Raw genomic sequence first — 17,172 nt, 5'->3', positions numbered from 1 at the left:
GGGATTGCAGGTTGGTGAGTTGGCCAATTTCCGGTGGCAGACTGCTCAGTTGATTACTGCTGAGGTCGAGGGATTGCAGGTTGGTGAGTTGGCCAATTTCCGGCGGCAGACTGCTCAGTTGATTTTTGAAGAGGTCGAGGGATTGTAGGTTGGTGAGTTGGCCAATTTCCGGTGGCAGACTGCTCAGTTGATTTTTGAAGAGGGGGAGCGATCGCAGGTTGGTGATTTGGACTATTTCCCTTGGCAGTATTGTTAAGCCTTTGCCAGAAAGGTCTAATTCTGTCACCTCATCTTTGACAGCTTGTTCAATAATTTGCAGCAGTTCTTCGTTAGTCATTTCGGGTTTTACAGAGGCGATGCCTGACGACGAGTTGCTGCTTGGACGCGCAGCAGGAAATTGAGCTAATTAATAATCTAGCCTGTATGAAGTATTGCATTGAGGCAATGTGCGTTAGCGTAGCTCGTCCTAGATATCGCAGACTCCAGATGACATCATATTTGAGGTTAGAGTATAGTTTTAGACGACATCAATTTTTAAAATGATGTTTATACTTAGAACTCAGTAAATAAAAGCAGGTGCATAATGAAACTACAAGATTTCTTGGGGAAAGATGAGAAATGGTCGTTTGATGCGATCGCAGAAGATGCAGACTTGGCTCGTCAGATTCAGATACTGTTAAACGGCTTAGGTTTGCTAGAACCTCCAGCCGATGGTAAATTTGGCCCTGTTTCTGTAATAGCTCTCAAAAAATTTCAAGAATTAATAAAGACTGAAGAGAGTGGCTTTTTAGGAGCAGTCACAGCTAAGAAACTAATTGAAACCAAAATAGACGATCTTCCTAAACCCCCCTTAAAACTAGGCAATGACATCGCTAGTAAGATTGTGAAATATATGCTAACCAAAGATTATCAGGTATTTACCAATCCCAAAGAATATAACATTGTTTATGTTGAGGGTATGAATGGAGACTGGACTCTCAACAGTGATACACCCAATGAATTTAACGATCGGCGGATTGTCATTGAAGTAGTAAATGGTGTTCCCAAAATCGTAGACCACTGGGAAGCTACTACAGAACCAGGTAAGTATTACACTTATAATCCGATGAATCCCAAAGGAGCAGCTAGGATTCAGTTTGGACAATACAAAGCTTGGGCTGTTGGTACTCACGGCACCGCAGAGCCTCACGAAGCATTAGTGCAAGTTGGAGATATAACTGTTTGTAGAGATTTCAACAAAGATTTTAAACGAACTGGCGACAAACTTGATACAGGTGATAATTTTTATGTGAATCAACACTACGGCTTTGATTTTCCCCGGAATGATATTCGTCTTGCTAGCGCGGGTTGTTTAGTAGGACGTACCCGTGAGGGACATAGAGAGTTTATGGCAATTATTAAACAAGACCGCCGTTATGTCGCTAATCGCAAATATATTTTTTACACAACCGTAATTCCTGGTGATGATTTACTGTAAAGGTTTCCAGGATGAGGTAATGGTTAATTGGTAGCATTTATTGTTGTGATGCAACGTTTAGTAAGGTAGCACAACTGTGCTACCTTACTTTGTCTAACTTTGTTCTTGTGGTTGCCCTATTTGTGCCGTCAATTTCTCTTTATCTTGCCTGCGTTTTTTGGCATAAAGTTGAATAGTGACTGCCATCAAAATAATCATGGCGAAAATTGCCCAAGCCGCTATATCTGTAGGGAGATTATTCTTAAACACAGCCAGCAACACGATCGCTACTAACATAACTGTAGGCGCTTCATTTAAAGCACGTAATTGCTGACCACTCCAGCGACACTCATCTACTGCTAATTTCTTCATCAGCCGAGCGCAGTAATGATGATAGCCAATTAAAATAGCCACAAACAGCAGTTTGATATGCAACCAACCCTCTTTTAAAATATCCGGTTCAGTGCTTACTAAACCGATGGCCATTGCGATCGTCACAAACATTCCTGGGTTAGTGATGATAGAGTAAAGGCGCTTTTCCATAATTTGATACTGATTTTTCAGTATCGTTCGTGCTGGTTCAGGTTCTTCGTTAGCTTCAACGTGATAGATAAAAAGGCGTACTAAGTAAAATAAACCAGCGAACCAAACTACAAATCCGACAATATGAAAAGCTTTAAACCATGAATAAGCCACGAATCATAATCTCCTTTACTTGTAATGGTAATAAAAAGTAGTCAGGAGCCAGAATTCAGAATATTCCACCCGTTAAAGGATGAGTTTTAACCAGAAAAAACATTTTAATTCTGCCACTAAATCGAAGATTGAGTGGACTACAGTGATGATTTTGCATCCTCTACTAATTCATTCTGATTCCTGAATTCTGTTAGCGCAGCGGGGCGTAGCCCATTCTGACTCCTGAATCCTGACATTCATTTTTATAATATCGATTTTTGCCAAAGCTATATTGTCAATGAGCATCTTTACGACGCACAAAGGGTAAAAGGTCTTCCAAAATTGCCTCGTGGTAGTGTTCTTGAGGATAATGTCCGACGTTATTAAGTTTTATTAATTCGGTATTTGGTACGGAATTGGTAAAGGTTTCGGCAATGTCTACAGGTAGCCAAGGGTCAATCATACCCCATTGAATCAGAATTGGTTGTTGCCACTCTTTAAAGCCAGTTTGTATTTCTGTCATTGCAGAATCAAGCTGTAAATTGCGAATACTTGCTAAGAGACTTCGACCCGATGAAGAAGCAGTTAAAAATGGTTTTCGATAAACATCTAAATCCTTATCTCCTATGCGATAACGGCTTCCACCTTCTAATGTCCGATCGACTAACAAAGGATCTTGGGTCATTACTTCACCAGCCAAAGGTAAACCCATTTGTTTAATTTTCCAGGGTAATTTGGCAGCAGTTGAAATTGGTGTATTTAAAATAGCTAAATTAGCAATTTGTTCGGGATGACGCAAAGCATATTGCAGTCCTACAGAACCTAAAAAACCTTGGACTACTAAAGAAAAATGTTCAAGTTCTAGAGCTTTGATAAATCCTTCTAAAGCTGTGATAAAAGCATCGGGAGTGTAAGCAAAATCTCGTTTTTCTGGTTTAGCAGAAAAGCCGTAACCAATCCAATCGGGAGCGATCGCTCTTGTCCCCTGATTCGCCAACGCAGGTATAATATGACGCCAACTGTAACTTTGTGAAACCAAGCCGTGTAGCAACACCACAGGCGCTAAGTCACTTCTGCCGATTGGTAAAGATTCCCGATAAAACCATTCAAGTGAATCTACATTGATTTTATGTTCTGTTATTGACACGTTATTTTCCTATATTGGGCATTTGTCATTTGTCATTTGTTATTGGTCATTGGTCATTTGTCATTAAGCCAAGAGTTAGAAATTCTTCTTCTGCTCCCCTGCTCCCTTCATCCCCCCATTCCCTGAGAAATAATCATCTCACGAATCGCATAAGCTGTAGCGGGTGCTAGTAAAACGCCGTTGCGATAGTGTCCGGTAGCTAGGAGAACGTTACTAAACCCTGGCAACTTACCAATAACTGGGGCTGGGCGTCCTTCAGGGCGGGGACGTAAGCCCGACCAAGTGCGAAGAATACTTGCTGTGGCTAATTCTGGACAAAATGCGATCGCTTGTTCTTTAACAGATTCCAGTAGTTCTTGATTTGGCGGTATTTCATCGCCATTGCTGGGAAATTCCACTGTTGCGCCTACCCAATAATCTCCACCGCCCACAGGAACAATATGGACATCGTTACCGGTTATCGCTGGCTGGAAGTCGAGATTGCCTAATGGATGCCCTACACGCATTTGCAAGGCTTGCCCAAGTACGGGGCGGATATCAATTATCTGATTTAATTTTGCTGTTAGAGGTGTTGAACCTAGTCCCGCAGCAATTACAAACCAATCTGCGGTTATTTTTCCTTCTGTAGTGTCAAGTTGATTGCAAAATTTAAATGTTGAGTTTGGGGCATCCAAAACAGTCACGCCAAATTTGAAAGTTACACCATTTTGCTGGGCAGCCTCAACTAAAGCTAATGTCAGGGCAGTTGGATCGAGTTGACGGTCTTGCGGAGAATAGACAGCGCCAGTAATTTTTTCGTTATTAATTTGAGGACAGATATTCTGGAGTTTAGCGGTGTCCCAAATTTCTAAATTCCAGCCTTGGGAGTGACGAATTTCTACTAGTTTTTCCCATGCTGACATCCCCTCTAGGGAAGAATCAGACAAAAGCATGAGAATTCCTTGGCGATTAAAAGGAATTTTGCGACCAGTTAAACCTTCTAATTCGGGAATCAAAGTTTCATAGCGTTGGATGCTAGTTTGTCGCATCTGCCAAGCTTTACCCTTGATTTTTTGGCTGATTACGCCCATCAAAACGCCAAGTGCAGCGCCCGTGGAAGCTTGTGCTGGTGGTTGGCGATCGCAAACTGTAATTTTCAGCCCTTTTACTAGACTCAATTCGTAAGCGATCGCAGCCCCGACTACACCACAACCGATAATAACTACATTCATAACTTGTGTTTCAAGTGAGGAGTTAGAAGTGAGAAGTTAAAAATTCTTAACTCCTAACTCCTAACTCTTAATTCCTAACTTTCTTCTGTTTTCGGAAGCAGGTCGAGGAATTTGTCAATCTCTGCGAAAGCAGCTTGGGATTGATTCAAGGCAATTAGAGGATTGCCAGCACTAGTAGCTTTATCGAGTTTAACCAGATCGTTAAAAAAATCTCGTGTTATTTGACGTGCTTTGGGTTGGTCTTTGGGTAGAAGGTTAGGAGTGACATAAGTCAGATTCAGCTTTGCTTCCGTTATCGGGCCATGTATAAAGTTACGCACATTGATCCAATCACCTTTTTTAATTAGGGTTGTCAACTCTTCTGAGCGATCGCGCACAGCCTGAATTTCAGGAACATAAGCCTGAATTTTTTCAAGTTGTACTGCTGTGTAAGTCGGAGGTGCCACCGCAACACCAGGGCCACCACAACTAATCAGGAATGTGGCCAATAGTACTAGGAAAAATGAAAAAATCGAGCGTTGACGCACCATATATTGAACTTAATTGCTTTTGGTTTACCGATTCACAGTGTCATTTTAGATCGCTAGCGCAGTCAATCGTTCCTGTCAGCCAAGGATTTTGCAGAAAATCTTGATATTTTCTCTAAAGAGCAGAGTTCCATCTGCTTTTGAGTAATTTTTAAGTATAATTACTTAATAGGTGTTAGGCAGTCCCAACAAGAAGCGATTTTTGGCTTCTGTTAGTAACGAGGATTGTTAGGGAAGTATGATTTAGAGTTGCTAAATCTCAAAGGTCTTGATAAGCTGAAACACCAATAGCATAAGCCTTCTGGCGGTTTTTCTGTCTTCACATCCTTGAAGATGCCGACGCGATATAGGAGTGTTTTTTAGTGAACGCAGCTGAACAGGCAACGAACCTTGAACTCGCCAGCAACATTGCTACGGTAGTTAATTTGTTCAAATTCGAGTTTCCTGATGCCAAATCCGATCTCAAACCCTGGAAGAATGACCCGGAAACTAGGGAGTTAGTCGATCCAGATTCTATAGATATTGGCTTTCACTTTCCTGGTATTAGCAAATCTTGGCGAAGTCGTAGTATTTTAATTCAAATCCGATTTTATCAAGATCCCATCAATAATTCCCGCCGTGCGATCGGCGTGGAGGTAGCTGGATTCGATCATCGCGGTGAAGCGTGGCGACTTTCTACGGTGGAAAACTGGAGTATTGTCGGCGCATCTTCACCTTCAGGTGAAATCGAGGATAAGCTCAAACAAATTTGCCGACAGATTTTAGAAGTTTTTAATAAACCAAGCGATTGAAGGAGGCAGGGAGCAGGAGGAAACCTCTCCCATGTTCGCGCAGTGTCTTGTAGAGAGCATCTTGCAATTTTTAATTTTTAAGTAGAGTTAGCAACAGAGCAAAATATCTCCGACATTGTGACTAACTTTTTATCCCCAAAGTCGGGAGATTTACTCTACATTTTTTGGGCAGGACATGGTTTGATTACCTCAGAACGAGAGCGTCGGTTGCTTTGTGCTGATACAAATAAACAGAATTGGCAGAATTTATATTTAAATTCTTTATTAGTTTTGCTGGGTTCCGATAAATTTCAGATTCGTAATCATATTTGTATTATTGATGCCTGTGCCAATTATGTTTTAGAGTCGAAGGGAAGACCAACTAATGTACTTCTATTTCTCCTAGAAGCGATCGCGTAGAAGCGATCGCGGTAACTAAGTACTGTAACAATCATGTAGCATCTTATGACCGTATGGTATGCTCCTTTGTAAATAATTACTGTTAGCATTAGCCATGAACCCTGAAACAGTTGAGCGCAGCTTTCTCACACCTCTAACTTTTATTCAACGTAATGCTAAAGTCTATAGTCAGAAAGTTTCTATTATATATAATCAAAAACGCTTCACTTACAGGGAATTTGCAGACCGGATAAATTGTCTAGCCTCAGCACTGCATAATGCTGGACTTGAAAAAGGCGATCGCATCGCTTTTTTTTGTTTCAATACTCCACCCATGCTGGAAGCCCATTTTGCTGTGCCTTTAACAGGTGGAATTCTAGTATCTATTAATACTCGTTTGGCTCCCCAAGAAGTTGCTTATATCTTAAATGATTGCGGTGCTAAATTTCTTTTTCTTGATACTGAGTTAGCAAATATAATTCGACCTATTCAAAATAGTCTAAAAACTGTTAAGTATATAATCAATATCAGCGATACTAAAGGATTTGAACCGATAAATGGAGAGGATTATGAAGCATTTCTCCAAACAGGTAATTCTACTCCTTTGTCTTGGGTAATTACGGATGAAATGGATACGATTTCTATTAATTACACTAGTGGGACTTCTGGCAAACCCAAAGGTGTAATGTATTCTCATCGCGGTGCATATATTAACTCTTTAGGAGAAATAATTGAAACAACACTAACACCTAACTCAGTTTATTTATGGACTTTGCCTATGTTTCACTGCAATGGTTGGTGTTTTACTTGGGCGGTAACTGCTATCGGTGGTACTCATATTTGTTTGCGTAAGTTTAACCCCGGCAATATCTGGAAGTTAATTCAACAAGAAGAAGTAACTCATTTAAATGCTGCACCTGTAATTTTAATTTCTCTCCTCAATCATCCAGATTGTCCACAATTATTAGCAAAACCTCTAACTATCACTACAGCAGGCGCACCACCATCACCAATATTGATTGAAAAACTTACTAACATTGGTGCAAAAATTATTCACGTTTATGGTTTAACAGAAGTTTATGGCCCCTATAGTGTTTGTGAATATCAATCAGATTGGAATAATTTAAATATTGAAAAGCAAGCAAAACTTATGGCACGCCAAGGCGTACCTTATATCGGTGCAGATGGTTTGCGAGTTGTAGATCAAAATATGAATGATGTCCCGGCGGACGGTGAAACAATGGGGGAAGTGGTGATGCGGGGAAATATGGTGATGACAGGCTATTATAATGACCCAGAAGCAACCGAAAGGGTATTTAGAGGAGGATGGTTTCATAGCGGTGATTTAGCAGTAATGCACCCTGACGGTTATATTGAGGTGCGCGATCGCATGAAAGATATCATCATTACAAATGGGGAAAATGTCTCTAGTATTGAAGTTGAACAATGTCTTTACCGCCATGAAGCCGTGTTAGAGTGTGCAGTGATTGCTGTACCTCATGCCAAGCGTGGTGAAGTGCCAAAAGCTTTTGTTACCCTCAAAGAAAACGCGCAAGTCACAGAACAAAAATTAATCCAATTCTGCCGCAATCAAATTGCTGCTTTTAAATGCCCTACGACAATTGAATTTACTACTCTGCCAAAAACTAGCACTGGTAAAATTCAAAAGTATCTGTTACGAGAAAAAGAATGGATAGGTTATGAAAAGAGGATTTATGGCAGTTAGTTGCGATTTCAGTTTCAATCACTGATACACTAAAAAAGTACCATGACAGTATAAGAAATAGTTATTCCACGTTTTTACCTACATAAAGGTAGTAGACGACTTAAACCCGATCGAGAGAGATGTTCAGTTTGTGGCTACGCAATTTTATCTGAGAGTAAAACCGAATTAATATTAGTCTCACGCAGGGATCGCCGTTGGTAGATGTTTTTTCAGCTTACCTGTAAACAACACCAATTAGACAGCTAGGGTCTGCAAAAGCGATTTTATAAAGAATTTTTAAGAAATTAACATTTTTCAGAAAACGAAAGACCTAATGCTGAAGTAATCCCCAAAAGTTCAGAATCATAGATTGTGTAGTTTACACACACCCTAGTGTCTGAAAACCTTACATGGCAAAGTCTTTGATGTACTTCATCCATGTCGAAACCTAATTATTAGTTTTTCAATTTTTTGGAGGAGAGAAAAATGAAGAAGTTCACCTGTTTGATGATTGTCGGAACTGTATTGTCGATTAGTGCGCCGGCCTTTGCTGAAAGTCGTGCGGTTAATATTAGTATTGGCAGTATTGGTGGTCCCTTAGATAATGCCGCTTTGCGAACAATTCGCCAGGTTATCGGGTTTGCAGTCGGCACTAGCACCGTCGATAAATTCATTGTATATAGTCCCAGGGTCGGATCTATTCCCATCGAAGGAGGTTTATCTGCTTGTGCTGAAGCTGGCTTCGGCACAAGCAATACAAAATTTAATGCTTTTATCCAGGAGTTGCGTTCAATTAATCCTAAAGCAGGGACTTTCTACAATCTAGAACTTACCGCAAGCTGCAAACAGAAATAAGACGTTTGCACTCAAGTATGGTAGATGGGCTTCGTAACTCAGCCCATCCATCGAGTTAGACTCTACGCGATAAACGCAAAACTGCATATTTTTAAATTGGATATGTAACATCAATGTTGATTTTAAGCAGCGTCAAGAAGCGACTAGATTAGTTGTATCAGCCTTTAAACTCAATAGTGCAGATACTTTCAGCATGAAACAAAAAAGAATGTAAAATTGCAGCGCATTTTTGGGAGTAGAGAAAAAATATGTTTAATGTGAGCATTGCAAAAGGTAGCTGCCTGTGCGGAGTAGTAAACGTTTCTACAACCCGTATGAGTAATCAGATAGAAGCATGTCATTGTAGTATGTGTCGCAACTGGGGTGGAGGACCTTTGTTAGTAGTTGAGTGTGAAAGTGATGTTAGCTTCTCTGGTGAAGAATATATCGGAGTTTATCAATCTTCAGAATGGGCAGAGCGTGGATTCTGTAAGAAGTGTGGTAGCCATCTATTTTACAAATTGAAACAAAGTAACCAGTATTTCATACCCGTTGGACTATTCGATAGCTGTGAAGGTCTTGTTTTCGATCGTCAGATATTCATAGATGAAAAGCCCAAATATTACTGTTTTGCCAATGAAACCAAGAACCTAACAGGGGCAGAGGTATTTGCACAGTTTGCACCTCTATCAGAGCGGTAAAGATTGGCTGATTTACTATCAACTAGCAATCGCATTGTGCCAGTTGCGTAAGTCATGAAAAAGATTGTGTAAAAGCTAAAAAACTGTCGCTGGGAGTAGATTGATATATTGGAACCTTTATGAAAGTCAGGTTAAAATCGCTAGCAAAGTGTAAATCTGAAGTGAAACTATGAAAACTGCTGAAAAACTAGCTGCCGGTTGGCTACTGACACTCGGATTCATGTTTGTAACTCTATCAGCAACAGCGGCCTTAGAAAAATTTGCTACACGTAAAGCCATCATAATACCCACGGGTGAGTATGAGTTTAATGCACCGAATGCTACTTATGAAGATAATAATGCTGCTGCTGGTGGTCTAATTTTTGGTGTCCCTACCCTAACACTGGGCACGTGGTTAGCATTGGGATTGTACCGTCAAAGTCGGCAGGAGAAAAAGGCAATTAATCAACAAGTTAGCGATCGCCTGCAATCGATTTTTTATGAGATGCTACAAGAAAATAATGGGCGCGTAACTGTTTTAGGCTTTGCCATCCAGTCACAACTACCCGCAGCCCACGCCAGACAATATTTAGATGAAAAAGCTAAAGAATTCAATGCAAACTTTAAGGTGAACGAAGAAGGGGCTGTATCATATCATTTTGATGTTTAATTGTCATTAGTCCTTTGTCATTTGTTATTTACTAATGACCAATGACTAATGACGATCTTCAACTTACGGCTAGGTCTAATGACGCAGATTTTTTTGAGCGTAGCTGCCATTTTAGGCGGTTTGTCGGTTGCTGCTGGTGCTTTTGCTTCCCATGCCTTGCGGGAAAAAATTAGTGAGCGATCGCTAGAAATCTTTGAAACTGGCGCTCGTTACCAAATGTATCATGCTCTTGCACTTTTTCTAGTAGCCATACTAATTAGTCGTACCGAGTCCCCTCAACCCACACTTGTAGCCAGTGGATGGCTGTTTATCATTGGCATTGCTATTTTCTCAGGTAGCTTATACGCCCTTAGCTTAACCGGTATTAAATCCTTGGGAGCGATCGCACCACTAGGCGGCACAGCCTTTCTTGCAGGTTGGGGTGCTTTAGCTTTTGCTGCTTGGAATTTGAAGTTGTAAAAAAGTTAGGAGTTAAGAGTTAAAACTCTTAACTCCATTTTTTAGAAGCTCATTTACCTCATTTTTACAACATATTTTATACAAGTATGCCTAGTAGCTTAAACATTGTAATGCCCAACTTATAAGCTGTAAACGATAAACTCAACTCCTTCCTTTTTAAGTAGGGAAAGTGACTCTTTTTTATGTACAAAAACTAAGAAATTAACAAAGATATTTTATAAAAAATAACATTTACCGATTCATAAATCAGAATTTGAATAATGGGTGGAGTTTGCAATCATTTTACCTATTCAAACACAAATAAAATAGTATTGTTATTTAGAGATAACACATCATTTAAAATTCCTAAATTTAGTTTTTTTTTAAATATAACAATGAGGAGTTAAAAGCTTATAATTCATAGCTATTTGCTCTCAGGCGTATTAACAAATTATCCAAATCTGCATTAGCTGAAGGTGTTTCAGGTAATGGGCTAGATTGATATGCCTCCTGTAACTTATTACGCAGGCGTTCATATTCTCTTTGATGAAAAGCTACATTAATATCTGACAAAATAGACTTTTCTGTGCCTGCTAATTTTTGGGCGACCAAATCAGAAATATATGGTAAATTAAAAATCTCATTTAGCTTAATTAAATTAGACTCAACTACTCCTGTTTGCATCAGATAAATCCCAGTTAGTATAACTCGGTAAACATAAAGTAATGGCTTAATTCGATGCGTATTTTCTTTCTCAAAAAGTTTCCATTGCGTTGCGGCAAAACCAATATAATGGTAGCTATGGTGACGGGTAATACAATTTTTAGCAATAATTTTTAATTCCTCATGTTCCGGTGAGGTTATTAATATTAAAGGAGAATACAATTGTTCTAATACATAACCATTCTTTTTAAGTAGCATCAAAAAGAATTTTTTTACATCATGAGTTACTAAATCAATCTCTAAAGATTCGCGAACTTCTGAAACTTCAATAGTTTCATTTCTAGTCTGTAATCCCACTACTTCTTGAACTGGTAAAATATGCACACCACGCAAGTCATAATCAGAATCGGTTGAGGGAAAGCCATATAAGTGAGAACCACTGATGATAGCGAATAAAAACGGGTAAGGCTGTTGCCCAATAATTGTGTTAATAGAAGTTGGAATATTCATAATGTGCCGTTTACTTGCTAACCTCGGTTCACCTATTTCTTTAGAACATCTTCTGTATAAACCAGAACACTCACTCATCGTCCAGAGTTATCAGCCCCGTGAAATGATTTCTGGAGTGGTAAATGCAGATGGCTTTGGTGTGGGTTGGTATCATAATCAAAAAGATACTAATCCTTTTATCTACAAAAATACTCTACCTATTTGGAATGATATAAATCTACTAATAGCTTCTCGTTTTGCTACCACTTCACCGCCTCCATCTCTTTACTGGATACGAGACGATCCGACTTTCCCACAATCCGTAATTATTGCGTCTGAACCTCTATTTCTAGGTAATTGGATTGCTTGCCCAGAAAATAGCATAATTAGTGTGGGAGCAGACTGTGAGATCCAAATTGAGCAAATCTAGTGTGAAAGAGGCTATTTCTCCAGCCTTCGATAAATGTTGCTCGAAAAATTTTGCACTATTCCAGGATATGACGAAGCCACATTCTGACTCGATCTGCTATTTGCTGGTACTTGGGGCATATTGCCTATATCGAATCTTTATCCCCACGAGAACATAGTACTTAGGCACTTACTTGCTACTATTTTAATGGGAAAATGCTGAAAAATAGCTTTAAAGCTTGAGCTATATTGCTCAAGCATGATTTTATTAACTATGGCTATGTGTTTCACTGATTGGGGTAAAGGTCTACTATCCAAGTAACCTATTACGCCAAGTAAACGGAGGTTTCATGTCGATATCTAAAACTGTTAACAGCAAGGTTACTTCTCAAAGCAGCGTTAAAAAACGCTTGCAGATAGAGCGTTTGATAGAAGCAACTCAAATAGTTGCACCTAGTGCTGGGAGTGATGTAGTGAAGGGATTAACTCAAACACCTAAATCTCTACCCCCTTGTTACTTTTATGATGACCGTGGTTCCGATCTGTTTGAGCAAATCTGTGATTTACCAGAATATTATCTTACACGTACAGAAACAACGATTTTACAACAGTATGCTGGTGAAATTGCCAAGATCGCTGGCGTTTGTGAATTGGTAGAACTTGGCAGTGGTAGTTCTAGTAAAACCCGCATTTTACTAGATGCCTACCAGCAACTAGGCTATCCTCTGCACTACCTACCAATTGATGTATGTGCAGGTATGTTGGAAAGTAGTGCCAAGCAGTTATTAGAAGATTATCCCTTACTCCAAGTTTATGCACTAGCGGGAACCTATGAATTAGCCCTTGTAAAACTCCTACCGACGCAATTACCCAGTCGGATGATTTGTTTTATTGGTAGCAGCTTAGGTAATCTTACTCCTGATGAGTGTGATGTGTTCTTCTCTCAAATTACCAATGCTCTACAAGTAGGTGAGTATTTTTTATTGGGGATAGATTTACGAAAGCCAAAACAGATTTTGGAACCAGCTTATAACGACAGCCAGGGAGTAACAGCTGCATTTAACCTCAATATGCTGGAACATTTAAATCAGCGCTTTGAGGGGAATTTTGACACCACCCAGTTTGAACACCAAGCATTTTACAATGAAAGCGAGCATCAAATAGAAATGCATTTACGCAGCTTGCGATCGCAAACTGTAGAATTACGCGCTCTTAATCTTAAGCTTAATTTTGCACTAGATGAGACTATCCTCACCGAAATTTCCCGCAAATTTGACCTTAATATCATTAAACAGCAACTAGCCGCACAAGGTTTATTACCTCTTCATGTGTGGACAGATCCAAATCAATGGTTTGGCTTACTGCTGTGTCAGCTGCAAGCATAAAGTAAATCAGAGTAAGCCTCATATATATAGCGGTTCTCAGTTGAGTCCAATATATACCTAACAAAAACAGCCCTTATCTACAAGCGTTAGGGAGTAACACTCAAAACCTCTCTTCTAAAAGGAGAGAGGTCAAAGTATATTAGACTTCTTGCACAAATGCAAAATTTACCTACCCAGATGATATTCGTCCCACCCCAACAAGAGAGAACAATTAGAATCCCTCTTGCTGGGGTAGTATTTTCACTAGATTATGTAGATTGTACATAACGTATGAATGCAAAATCCGATCGACCCAAGCAAACAAACTAAATGTTTAGCTGCTAATTATTGCTGCATCGAAGGTGTGGGAAAAATTCTGCTGGATATAGGAACCCGTGGACGAGGTTTATTTGCTGTTATATTCGCATTAGTAGCAGAAGAATTATTAACTGCTTCAGAAAGGAGAGGTGGTTTGCTATTAGTAGAATTGGCAAAATCAGTTAATTTTCTAGCCGAAGGTGAACTTGAAGGTATGGAAGTAACATTCTCAGGATTTTGACTGTTGGTTTTTACCGGAGTTTGAGCTTGACATGGAGTAATGAGCAAAGTTGAACTTGTTCCTAATACCAGTATGAGCAAATGAGAAATATATTGTTGCATGGAGATTGGTAAAATGGATTGATAAATATTCAAAGCTTAAAGAAGTTGTGTTTGTTCTCAGTTAGAAATAAAACTGCAATTTTCCAATAGAAATCATGACGCTGTTGCCCAAGAAAACTTGAACACAGCGATTTCTAAATGAATAGACTATTAATGCTTAGTACATTAATTCGCTAACAACAATCTAACCTCCCTCAATCAAGGGGAAGCTAAACTCTCTTTTGTAAAAGAAAGAGAGCGGTTATTTTAAGACTACTAAATCTGCCTGAAAGAGAGTTAGAAATAGATACACCTGGAATAATTGACGTTTTTTTTAATCAACTAAGCCAGCACAACTATTAATATTCTAGTGATATTTAACTTGTTAATAAAAGAGGAATGTTACTGAACTTTTTGACAAAACTGATTTATATAAAATCAACTCTAACTCGCATATTTAACTAATTAAAGCAAAAAGTACATGAACTTTTAATAAAGCCTAAGTTTGATAAAATAGTTTTCGTTAATAAATGCGTGTATATTTCAGCAATGTACACTAAGTTTGACTATATTAAATAAATATTGAGAATATAAACCAATACGCTTGGGTTACAGGCTAAAAACTAAAACTGGCGTAGGTTGGGTTGAGGAACGAAGCCCAACATTATCAACGCTTTGTTGGGTTTCGCTGTTGCTCAACCGAACCTACTATTCTTCTTAACCCAAGCGTATTAGAATATAAACCCACGATGATTTAGGTTTGCTCGATATGAGTTTAGCTGTAGACATCCTTAAACTACAAACAATTCCTATTAGATAAGACAGATAACAATTAATTAAAATAAGATTTTTTGATTTATGTAAATCGATTACTCAACTAGAAGAGTTAGCTGAGGCGCTGTTAGATTTCAACAGTCAAAGCGATTTAGTAAATTACTTAGGAAATATCTTTTTAACTCAACCTAATCTGGAAGATTAAGCGACACCTACGCAAGAGGAAAGGGGGCAGGAATTAGGGGGACATTCCTGCATCTTTCTCCCCTTCTCCTTGCTCCCACTATCTCTTCTCTGGTCTTGAATTATCAAAAGCGTTACAGCTTCGTCCCACACTCAGCACAGAAGTTGTGGGTAGGAGCATTTTTAGCATTGCAATGGCTACAATACACTGGCTCGGATGCCGCTTTCGGCGCTTGCTTCTGCAAACCGACCATTTGAGCGTTGCTCTTACCAGGGGCTACCATTGGATAGCAGTTTTCGTCTCTGGTGACGTGGACATTTAAGATTACTGGGCCATTGTGTGCTAGCATTTCGGCGATCGCATCTTTTAATTGACTGCGATCGCTGATTACCATGCCTTTAATGCCATAAGCTTGTCCCAATAACTCTACATCTGGCATCCCTACTTCCATATCGGAGCATGAGTAACGCTCACCATAGAAGGCTTGCTGCCACTGGCGCACCATCCCTTGCCAGCCGTTGTTGATAATTATTGTCTTGACATTTATTCCATACTGTGAAATTGTTCCTAGTTCCTGCAAACACATTTGGAAACTAGCATCACCGCTAATACAGATAACTTCTTCATCAGGAAACGCCACTTTCGCGCCCATTGCCGCAGGTAAGCCAAAACCCATCGTTCCCAAACCAGCACTAGAAATCCAGCGCCTTGGGCCGTTCTTCAGGAATTGTGCTGCCCACATTTGATGTTGTCCGACATCTGTGGTGTAGAAAGCGTGGGGTGCTTGGCTATTGACTTCTACAATTACTTCTTGGGGTGAAATGCTGTCGGTATGCTGCGGCACGATGAGAGGATACTCTTCGCGCCAACGGTTAACCAAATTCAGCCACTCTTGGTTTTGATTTGGTGTAGCCTTAATACCTGTTTCTTTGCAGCGACGCAACAAGTCTACTAACACATTCCGCACATCGCCGACGATGGGCACTTCGGGAATGCGGTTTTTGCCGACTTCTGCCGGGTCGATGTCGATGTGAATTACTTTGGCGCGGGAAGCGAATTCGTCTAACTTGCCTGTAACGCGATCGTCAAATCTCGCGCCGACGCAAATCAGCAAGTCACAATCACTAACCGCAAAGTTAGCGTAAGCTGTACCGTGCATCCCCAACATTCCCAAAGCTAGGGGATGATGTTCGTCAAATGCACCGATCCCCATTAAGGTTGTGGTGACAGGGATATCGAATAATTCCGCTAGTTGTTTGATTTCTTCATGGGCACCTGCTGCGATCGCGCCACCACCCACATACAATAGCGGACGGCGACTTTCAGTAATCAACTGGATTGCGGCATTAATCTGCCGGGGATTTCCCTTTACAGTGGGACGATAACCGCGTAGCTTTACTGAACCTGGTTTTACAGGTACATAGTCAAATTCTTCTAAAGCTACATCTTTGGGGACATCAATCAAAACTGGCCCTGGACGCCCAGTGCTAGCGATGTGGAAGGCTTCGGCGACAATTCGCGCCATATCTTTGGGATCGCGCACTACATAGGAGTGCTTCACGATTGGTAGAGTAATCCCGTAAATATCAGTTTCCTGAAACGCATCTGTACCAATAGACGGACGTGCTACCTGTCCTGTAACCACAATCATCGGGATTGAATCCATGTAGGCGGTGGCGATGCCTGTCACCAAGTTAGTTGCTCCTGGGCCAGAAGTACCAAAGCATACTCCTACTTTGCCTGTAGCACGGGCATAACCATCAGCGGCGTGGGCTGCGCCTTGCTCGTGTCTCACGAGAATGTGCTTCATAGCACCAGTTGCTTCCACCTTATACAGGTCGTCGTAAATTGGTAGAATTGCCCCACCAGGATAACCAAAAATATAATCAACGCCGTGGCGATGAAGGCTGTCAAGCAGAGCAAAACCGCCAGATGCACGTTTGGGCACGACTGGCGGACTAGAAGCACGAGACTGTTTGTGATTCTCAGTTTGTGGGAGACTAATTGGGGAAAGCGATCGCACGGTCAAACCTCAGACTATAGCTAAAGTTAATGCTGAATTCTGTAGTTAAGATTTCATTTTAATGGAAAAGTTCAATTAAATTCTGAGAATTTTATATATTTAGATATAAAGCTAGA

19 protein-coding genes are annotated in these 17,172 nt (G+C 40.2%); 12 read left to right on the top strand and 7 right to left on the bottom strand.

The genetic code is table 11. The features are described 5' to 3' along the window. Positions 1-337: leucine-rich repeat domain-containing protein (locus ACM0OX_RS10860; protein ID WP_414514884.1), on the bottom strand; the 337-nt coding region annotated here is incomplete at its 3' end. A gap of 246 nt (positions 338-583) precedes the next feature. On the opposite strand from ACM0OX_RS10860, the gene ACM0OX_RS10855 reads away from it, so the two are divergent. After that, entirely contained in the window at positions 584-1,477 is an 894-nt protein-coding gene (locus ACM0OX_RS10855) for a peptidoglycan-binding domain-containing protein (protein WP_414514883.1), read from the top strand. Between the two features lie 93 nt (positions 1,478-1,570). Here ACM0OX_RS10855 and hemJ read toward each other — a convergent pair whose 3' ends face one another. The 4 genes from hemJ to psbQ form a co-directional block, all read right to left on the bottom strand. Then, on the bottom strand, positions 1,571-2,152 hold the full coding sequence (gene hemJ, locus ACM0OX_RS10850; RefSeq protein ID WP_335002916.1) for a protoporphyrinogen oxidase HemJ: 582 nt from the start codon (positions 2,150-2,152) through the stop codon (positions 1,571-1,573). Positions 2,153-2,426: 274 nt separating this feature from the next. Beyond that, positions 2,427-3,278: an alpha/beta fold hydrolase gene (locus ACM0OX_RS10845; protein ID WP_335178046.1), complete on the bottom strand. Its 852-nt coding sequence runs from the start codon at positions 3,276-3,278 to the stop codon at positions 2,427-2,429. Positions 3,279-3,385: 107 nt separating this feature from the next. Continuing rightward, positions 3,386-4,489 (bottom strand): NAD(P)/FAD-dependent oxidoreductase, encoded by a 1,104-nt coding sequence (locus ACM0OX_RS10840; RefSeq protein WP_414514882.1) that lies wholly within the window; start codon positions 4,487-4,489, stop codon positions 3,386-3,388. Positions 4,490-4,563: 74 nt separating this feature from the next. Next, on the bottom strand, positions 4,564-5,019 hold the full coding sequence (psbQ, locus tag ACM0OX_RS10835; RefSeq protein ID WP_414514881.1) for a photosystem II protein PsbQ: 456 nt from the start codon (positions 5,017-5,019) through the stop codon (positions 4,564-4,566). A 359-nt stretch (positions 5,020-5,378) separates the two neighbouring features. Between psbQ and ACM0OX_RS10830 the strand changes: the two genes are divergently transcribed. From ACM0OX_RS10830 to ACM0OX_RS10800, 7 genes are all read left to right on the top strand, one after another. Then, a complete protein-coding gene (locus tag ACM0OX_RS10830) occupies positions 5,379-5,807 on the top strand; it encodes a hypothetical protein (protein ID WP_414514880.1) in 429 nt (142 codons plus the stop codon). Positions 5,808-5,924: 117 nt separating this feature from the next. Beyond that, positions 5,925-6,206: a hypothetical protein gene (locus ACM0OX_RS10825; RefSeq protein WP_414514879.1), complete on the top strand. Its 282-nt coding sequence runs from the start codon at positions 5,925-5,927 to the stop codon at positions 6,204-6,206. Positions 6,207-6,300: 94 nt separating this feature from the next. Beyond that, positions 6,301-7,911, top strand: a complete 1,611-nt coding sequence (locus ACM0OX_RS10820; protein ID WP_414514878.1) for an acyl--CoA ligase family protein — start codon at positions 6,301-6,303, stop codon at positions 7,909-7,911. A gap of 465 nt (positions 7,912-8,376) precedes the next feature. After that, entirely contained in the window at positions 8,377-8,745 is a 369-nt protein-coding gene (locus ACM0OX_RS10815; RefSeq protein WP_414514877.1) for a hypothetical protein, read from the top strand. Between the two features lie 314 nt (positions 8,746-9,059). Beyond that, a complete protein-coding gene (locus tag ACM0OX_RS10810; protein ID WP_414514876.1) occupies positions 9,060-9,425 on the top strand; it encodes a GFA family protein in 366 nt (121 codons plus the stop codon). Between the two features lie 169 nt (positions 9,426-9,594). After that, positions 9,595-10,074 (top strand): hypothetical protein, encoded by a 480-nt coding sequence (locus ACM0OX_RS10805; protein WP_334839882.1) that lies wholly within the window; start codon positions 9,595-9,597, stop codon positions 10,072-10,074. 78 nt (positions 10,075-10,152) lie between these two features. Then, complete coding sequence (locus tag ACM0OX_RS10800; protein ID WP_292732078.1) at positions 10,153-10,533, top strand: DUF423 domain-containing protein; 381 nt, start codon at positions 10,153-10,155, stop codon at positions 10,531-10,533. Between the two features lie 390 nt (positions 10,534-10,923). Here the strand turns inward: ACM0OX_RS10800 and ACM0OX_RS10795 are convergent, their stop codons facing one another. Next, positions 10,924-11,685: a DNA polymerase beta superfamily protein gene (locus ACM0OX_RS10795; RefSeq protein ID WP_414514875.1), complete on the bottom strand. Its 762-nt coding sequence runs from the start codon at positions 11,683-11,685 to the stop codon at positions 10,924-10,926. Between the two features lies 1 nt (position 11,686). Between ACM0OX_RS10795 and ACM0OX_RS10790 the strand changes: the two genes are divergently transcribed. The 4 genes from ACM0OX_RS10790 to ACM0OX_RS10775 all read left to right on the top strand — a co-directional run bounded on the left by ACM0OX_RS10790 (position 11,687) and on the right by ACM0OX_RS10775 (position 15,054). Beyond that, entirely contained in the window at positions 11,687-12,094 is a 408-nt protein-coding gene (locus ACM0OX_RS10790; RefSeq protein WP_414514874.1) for a hypothetical protein, read from the top strand. A 328-nt stretch (positions 12,095-12,422) separates the two neighbouring features. Further along, positions 12,423-13,457, top strand: coding sequence for an L-histidine N(alpha)-methyltransferase (gene egtD, locus ACM0OX_RS10785; RefSeq protein WP_414514873.1), 1,035 nt, complete (start codon positions 12,423-12,425; stop codon positions 13,455-13,457). A 274-nt stretch (positions 13,458-13,731) separates the two neighbouring features. Then, complete coding sequence (locus tag ACM0OX_RS10780) at positions 13,732-13,995, top strand: hypothetical protein (protein ID WP_414514872.1); 264 nt, start codon at positions 13,732-13,734, stop codon at positions 13,993-13,995. Positions 13,996-14,910: 915 nt separating this feature from the next. Beyond that, on the top strand, positions 14,911-15,054 hold the full coding sequence (locus ACM0OX_RS10775; RefSeq protein ID WP_414514887.1) for a DUF4351 domain-containing protein: 144 nt from the start codon (positions 14,911-14,913) through the stop codon (positions 15,052-15,054). A 112-nt stretch (positions 15,055-15,166) separates the two neighbouring features. Here ACM0OX_RS10775 and ilvB read toward each other — a convergent pair whose 3' ends face one another. Continuing rightward, on the bottom strand, positions 15,167-17,062 hold the full coding sequence (gene ilvB / locus ACM0OX_RS10770) for a biosynthetic-type acetolactate synthase large subunit (protein ID WP_414514871.1): 1,896 nt from the start codon (positions 17,060-17,062) through the stop codon (positions 15,167-15,169). Positions 17,063-17,172 lie beyond the last annotated feature (110 nt).

The sequence above is a fragment of the Nostoc sp. PCC 9305 genome (genome assembly GCF_963920915.1).
GTDB lineage: Bacteria > Cyanobacteriota > Cyanobacteriia > Cyanobacteriales > Nostocaceae > Nostoc.
This window is presented reverse-complemented; position numbering and strand designations above follow the sequence as displayed.

Coding starts and splice junctions, on each gene's coding strand:
- ACM0OX_RS10855 (WP_414514883.1), top strand. CDS start 584: ATGAAACTACAAGATTTCTTGGGGAAAGATGAGAAATGGTCGTTTGAT.
- ACM0OX_RS10800 (WP_292732078.1), top strand. CDS start 10,153: ATGACGCAGATTTTTTTGAGCGTAGCTGCCATTTTAGGCGGTTTGTCG.
- ACM0OX_RS10780 (WP_414514872.1), top strand. CDS start 13,732: ATGCAAAATCCGATCGACCCAAGCAAACAAACTAAATGTTTAGCTGCT.
- psbQ (WP_414514881.1), bottom strand. CDS start 5,019: ATGGTGCGTCAACGCTCGATTTTTTCATTTTTCCTAGTACTATTGGCC.
- ACM0OX_RS10810 (WP_414514876.1), top strand. CDS start 9,060: ATGAGTAATCAGATAGAAGCATGTCATTGTAGTATGTGTCGCAACTGG.
- ACM0OX_RS10790 (WP_414514874.1), top strand. CDS start 11,687: ATGTGCCGTTTACTTGCTAACCTCGGTTCACCTATTTCTTTAGAACAT.
- ACM0OX_RS10815 (WP_414514877.1), top strand. CDS start 8,377: ATGAAGAAGTTCACCTGTTTGATGATTGTCGGAACTGTATTGTCGATT.
- ACM0OX_RS10795 (WP_414514875.1), bottom strand. CDS start 11,685: ATGAATATTCCAACTTCTATTAACACAATTATTGGGCAACAGCCTTAC.
- ACM0OX_RS10820 (WP_414514878.1), top strand. CDS start 6,301: ATGAACCCTGAAACAGTTGAGCGCAGCTTTCTCACACCTCTAACTTTT.
- ACM0OX_RS10840 (WP_414514882.1), bottom strand. CDS start 4,489: ATGAATGTAGTTATTATCGGTTGTGGTGTAGTCGGGGCTGCGATCGCT.
- egtD (WP_414514873.1), top strand. CDS start 12,423: ATGTCGATATCTAAAACTGTTAACAGCAAGGTTACTTCTCAAAGCAGC.
- ACM0OX_RS10805 (WP_334839882.1), top strand. CDS start 9,595: ATGAAAACTGCTGAAAAACTAGCTGCCGGTTGGCTACTGACACTCGGA.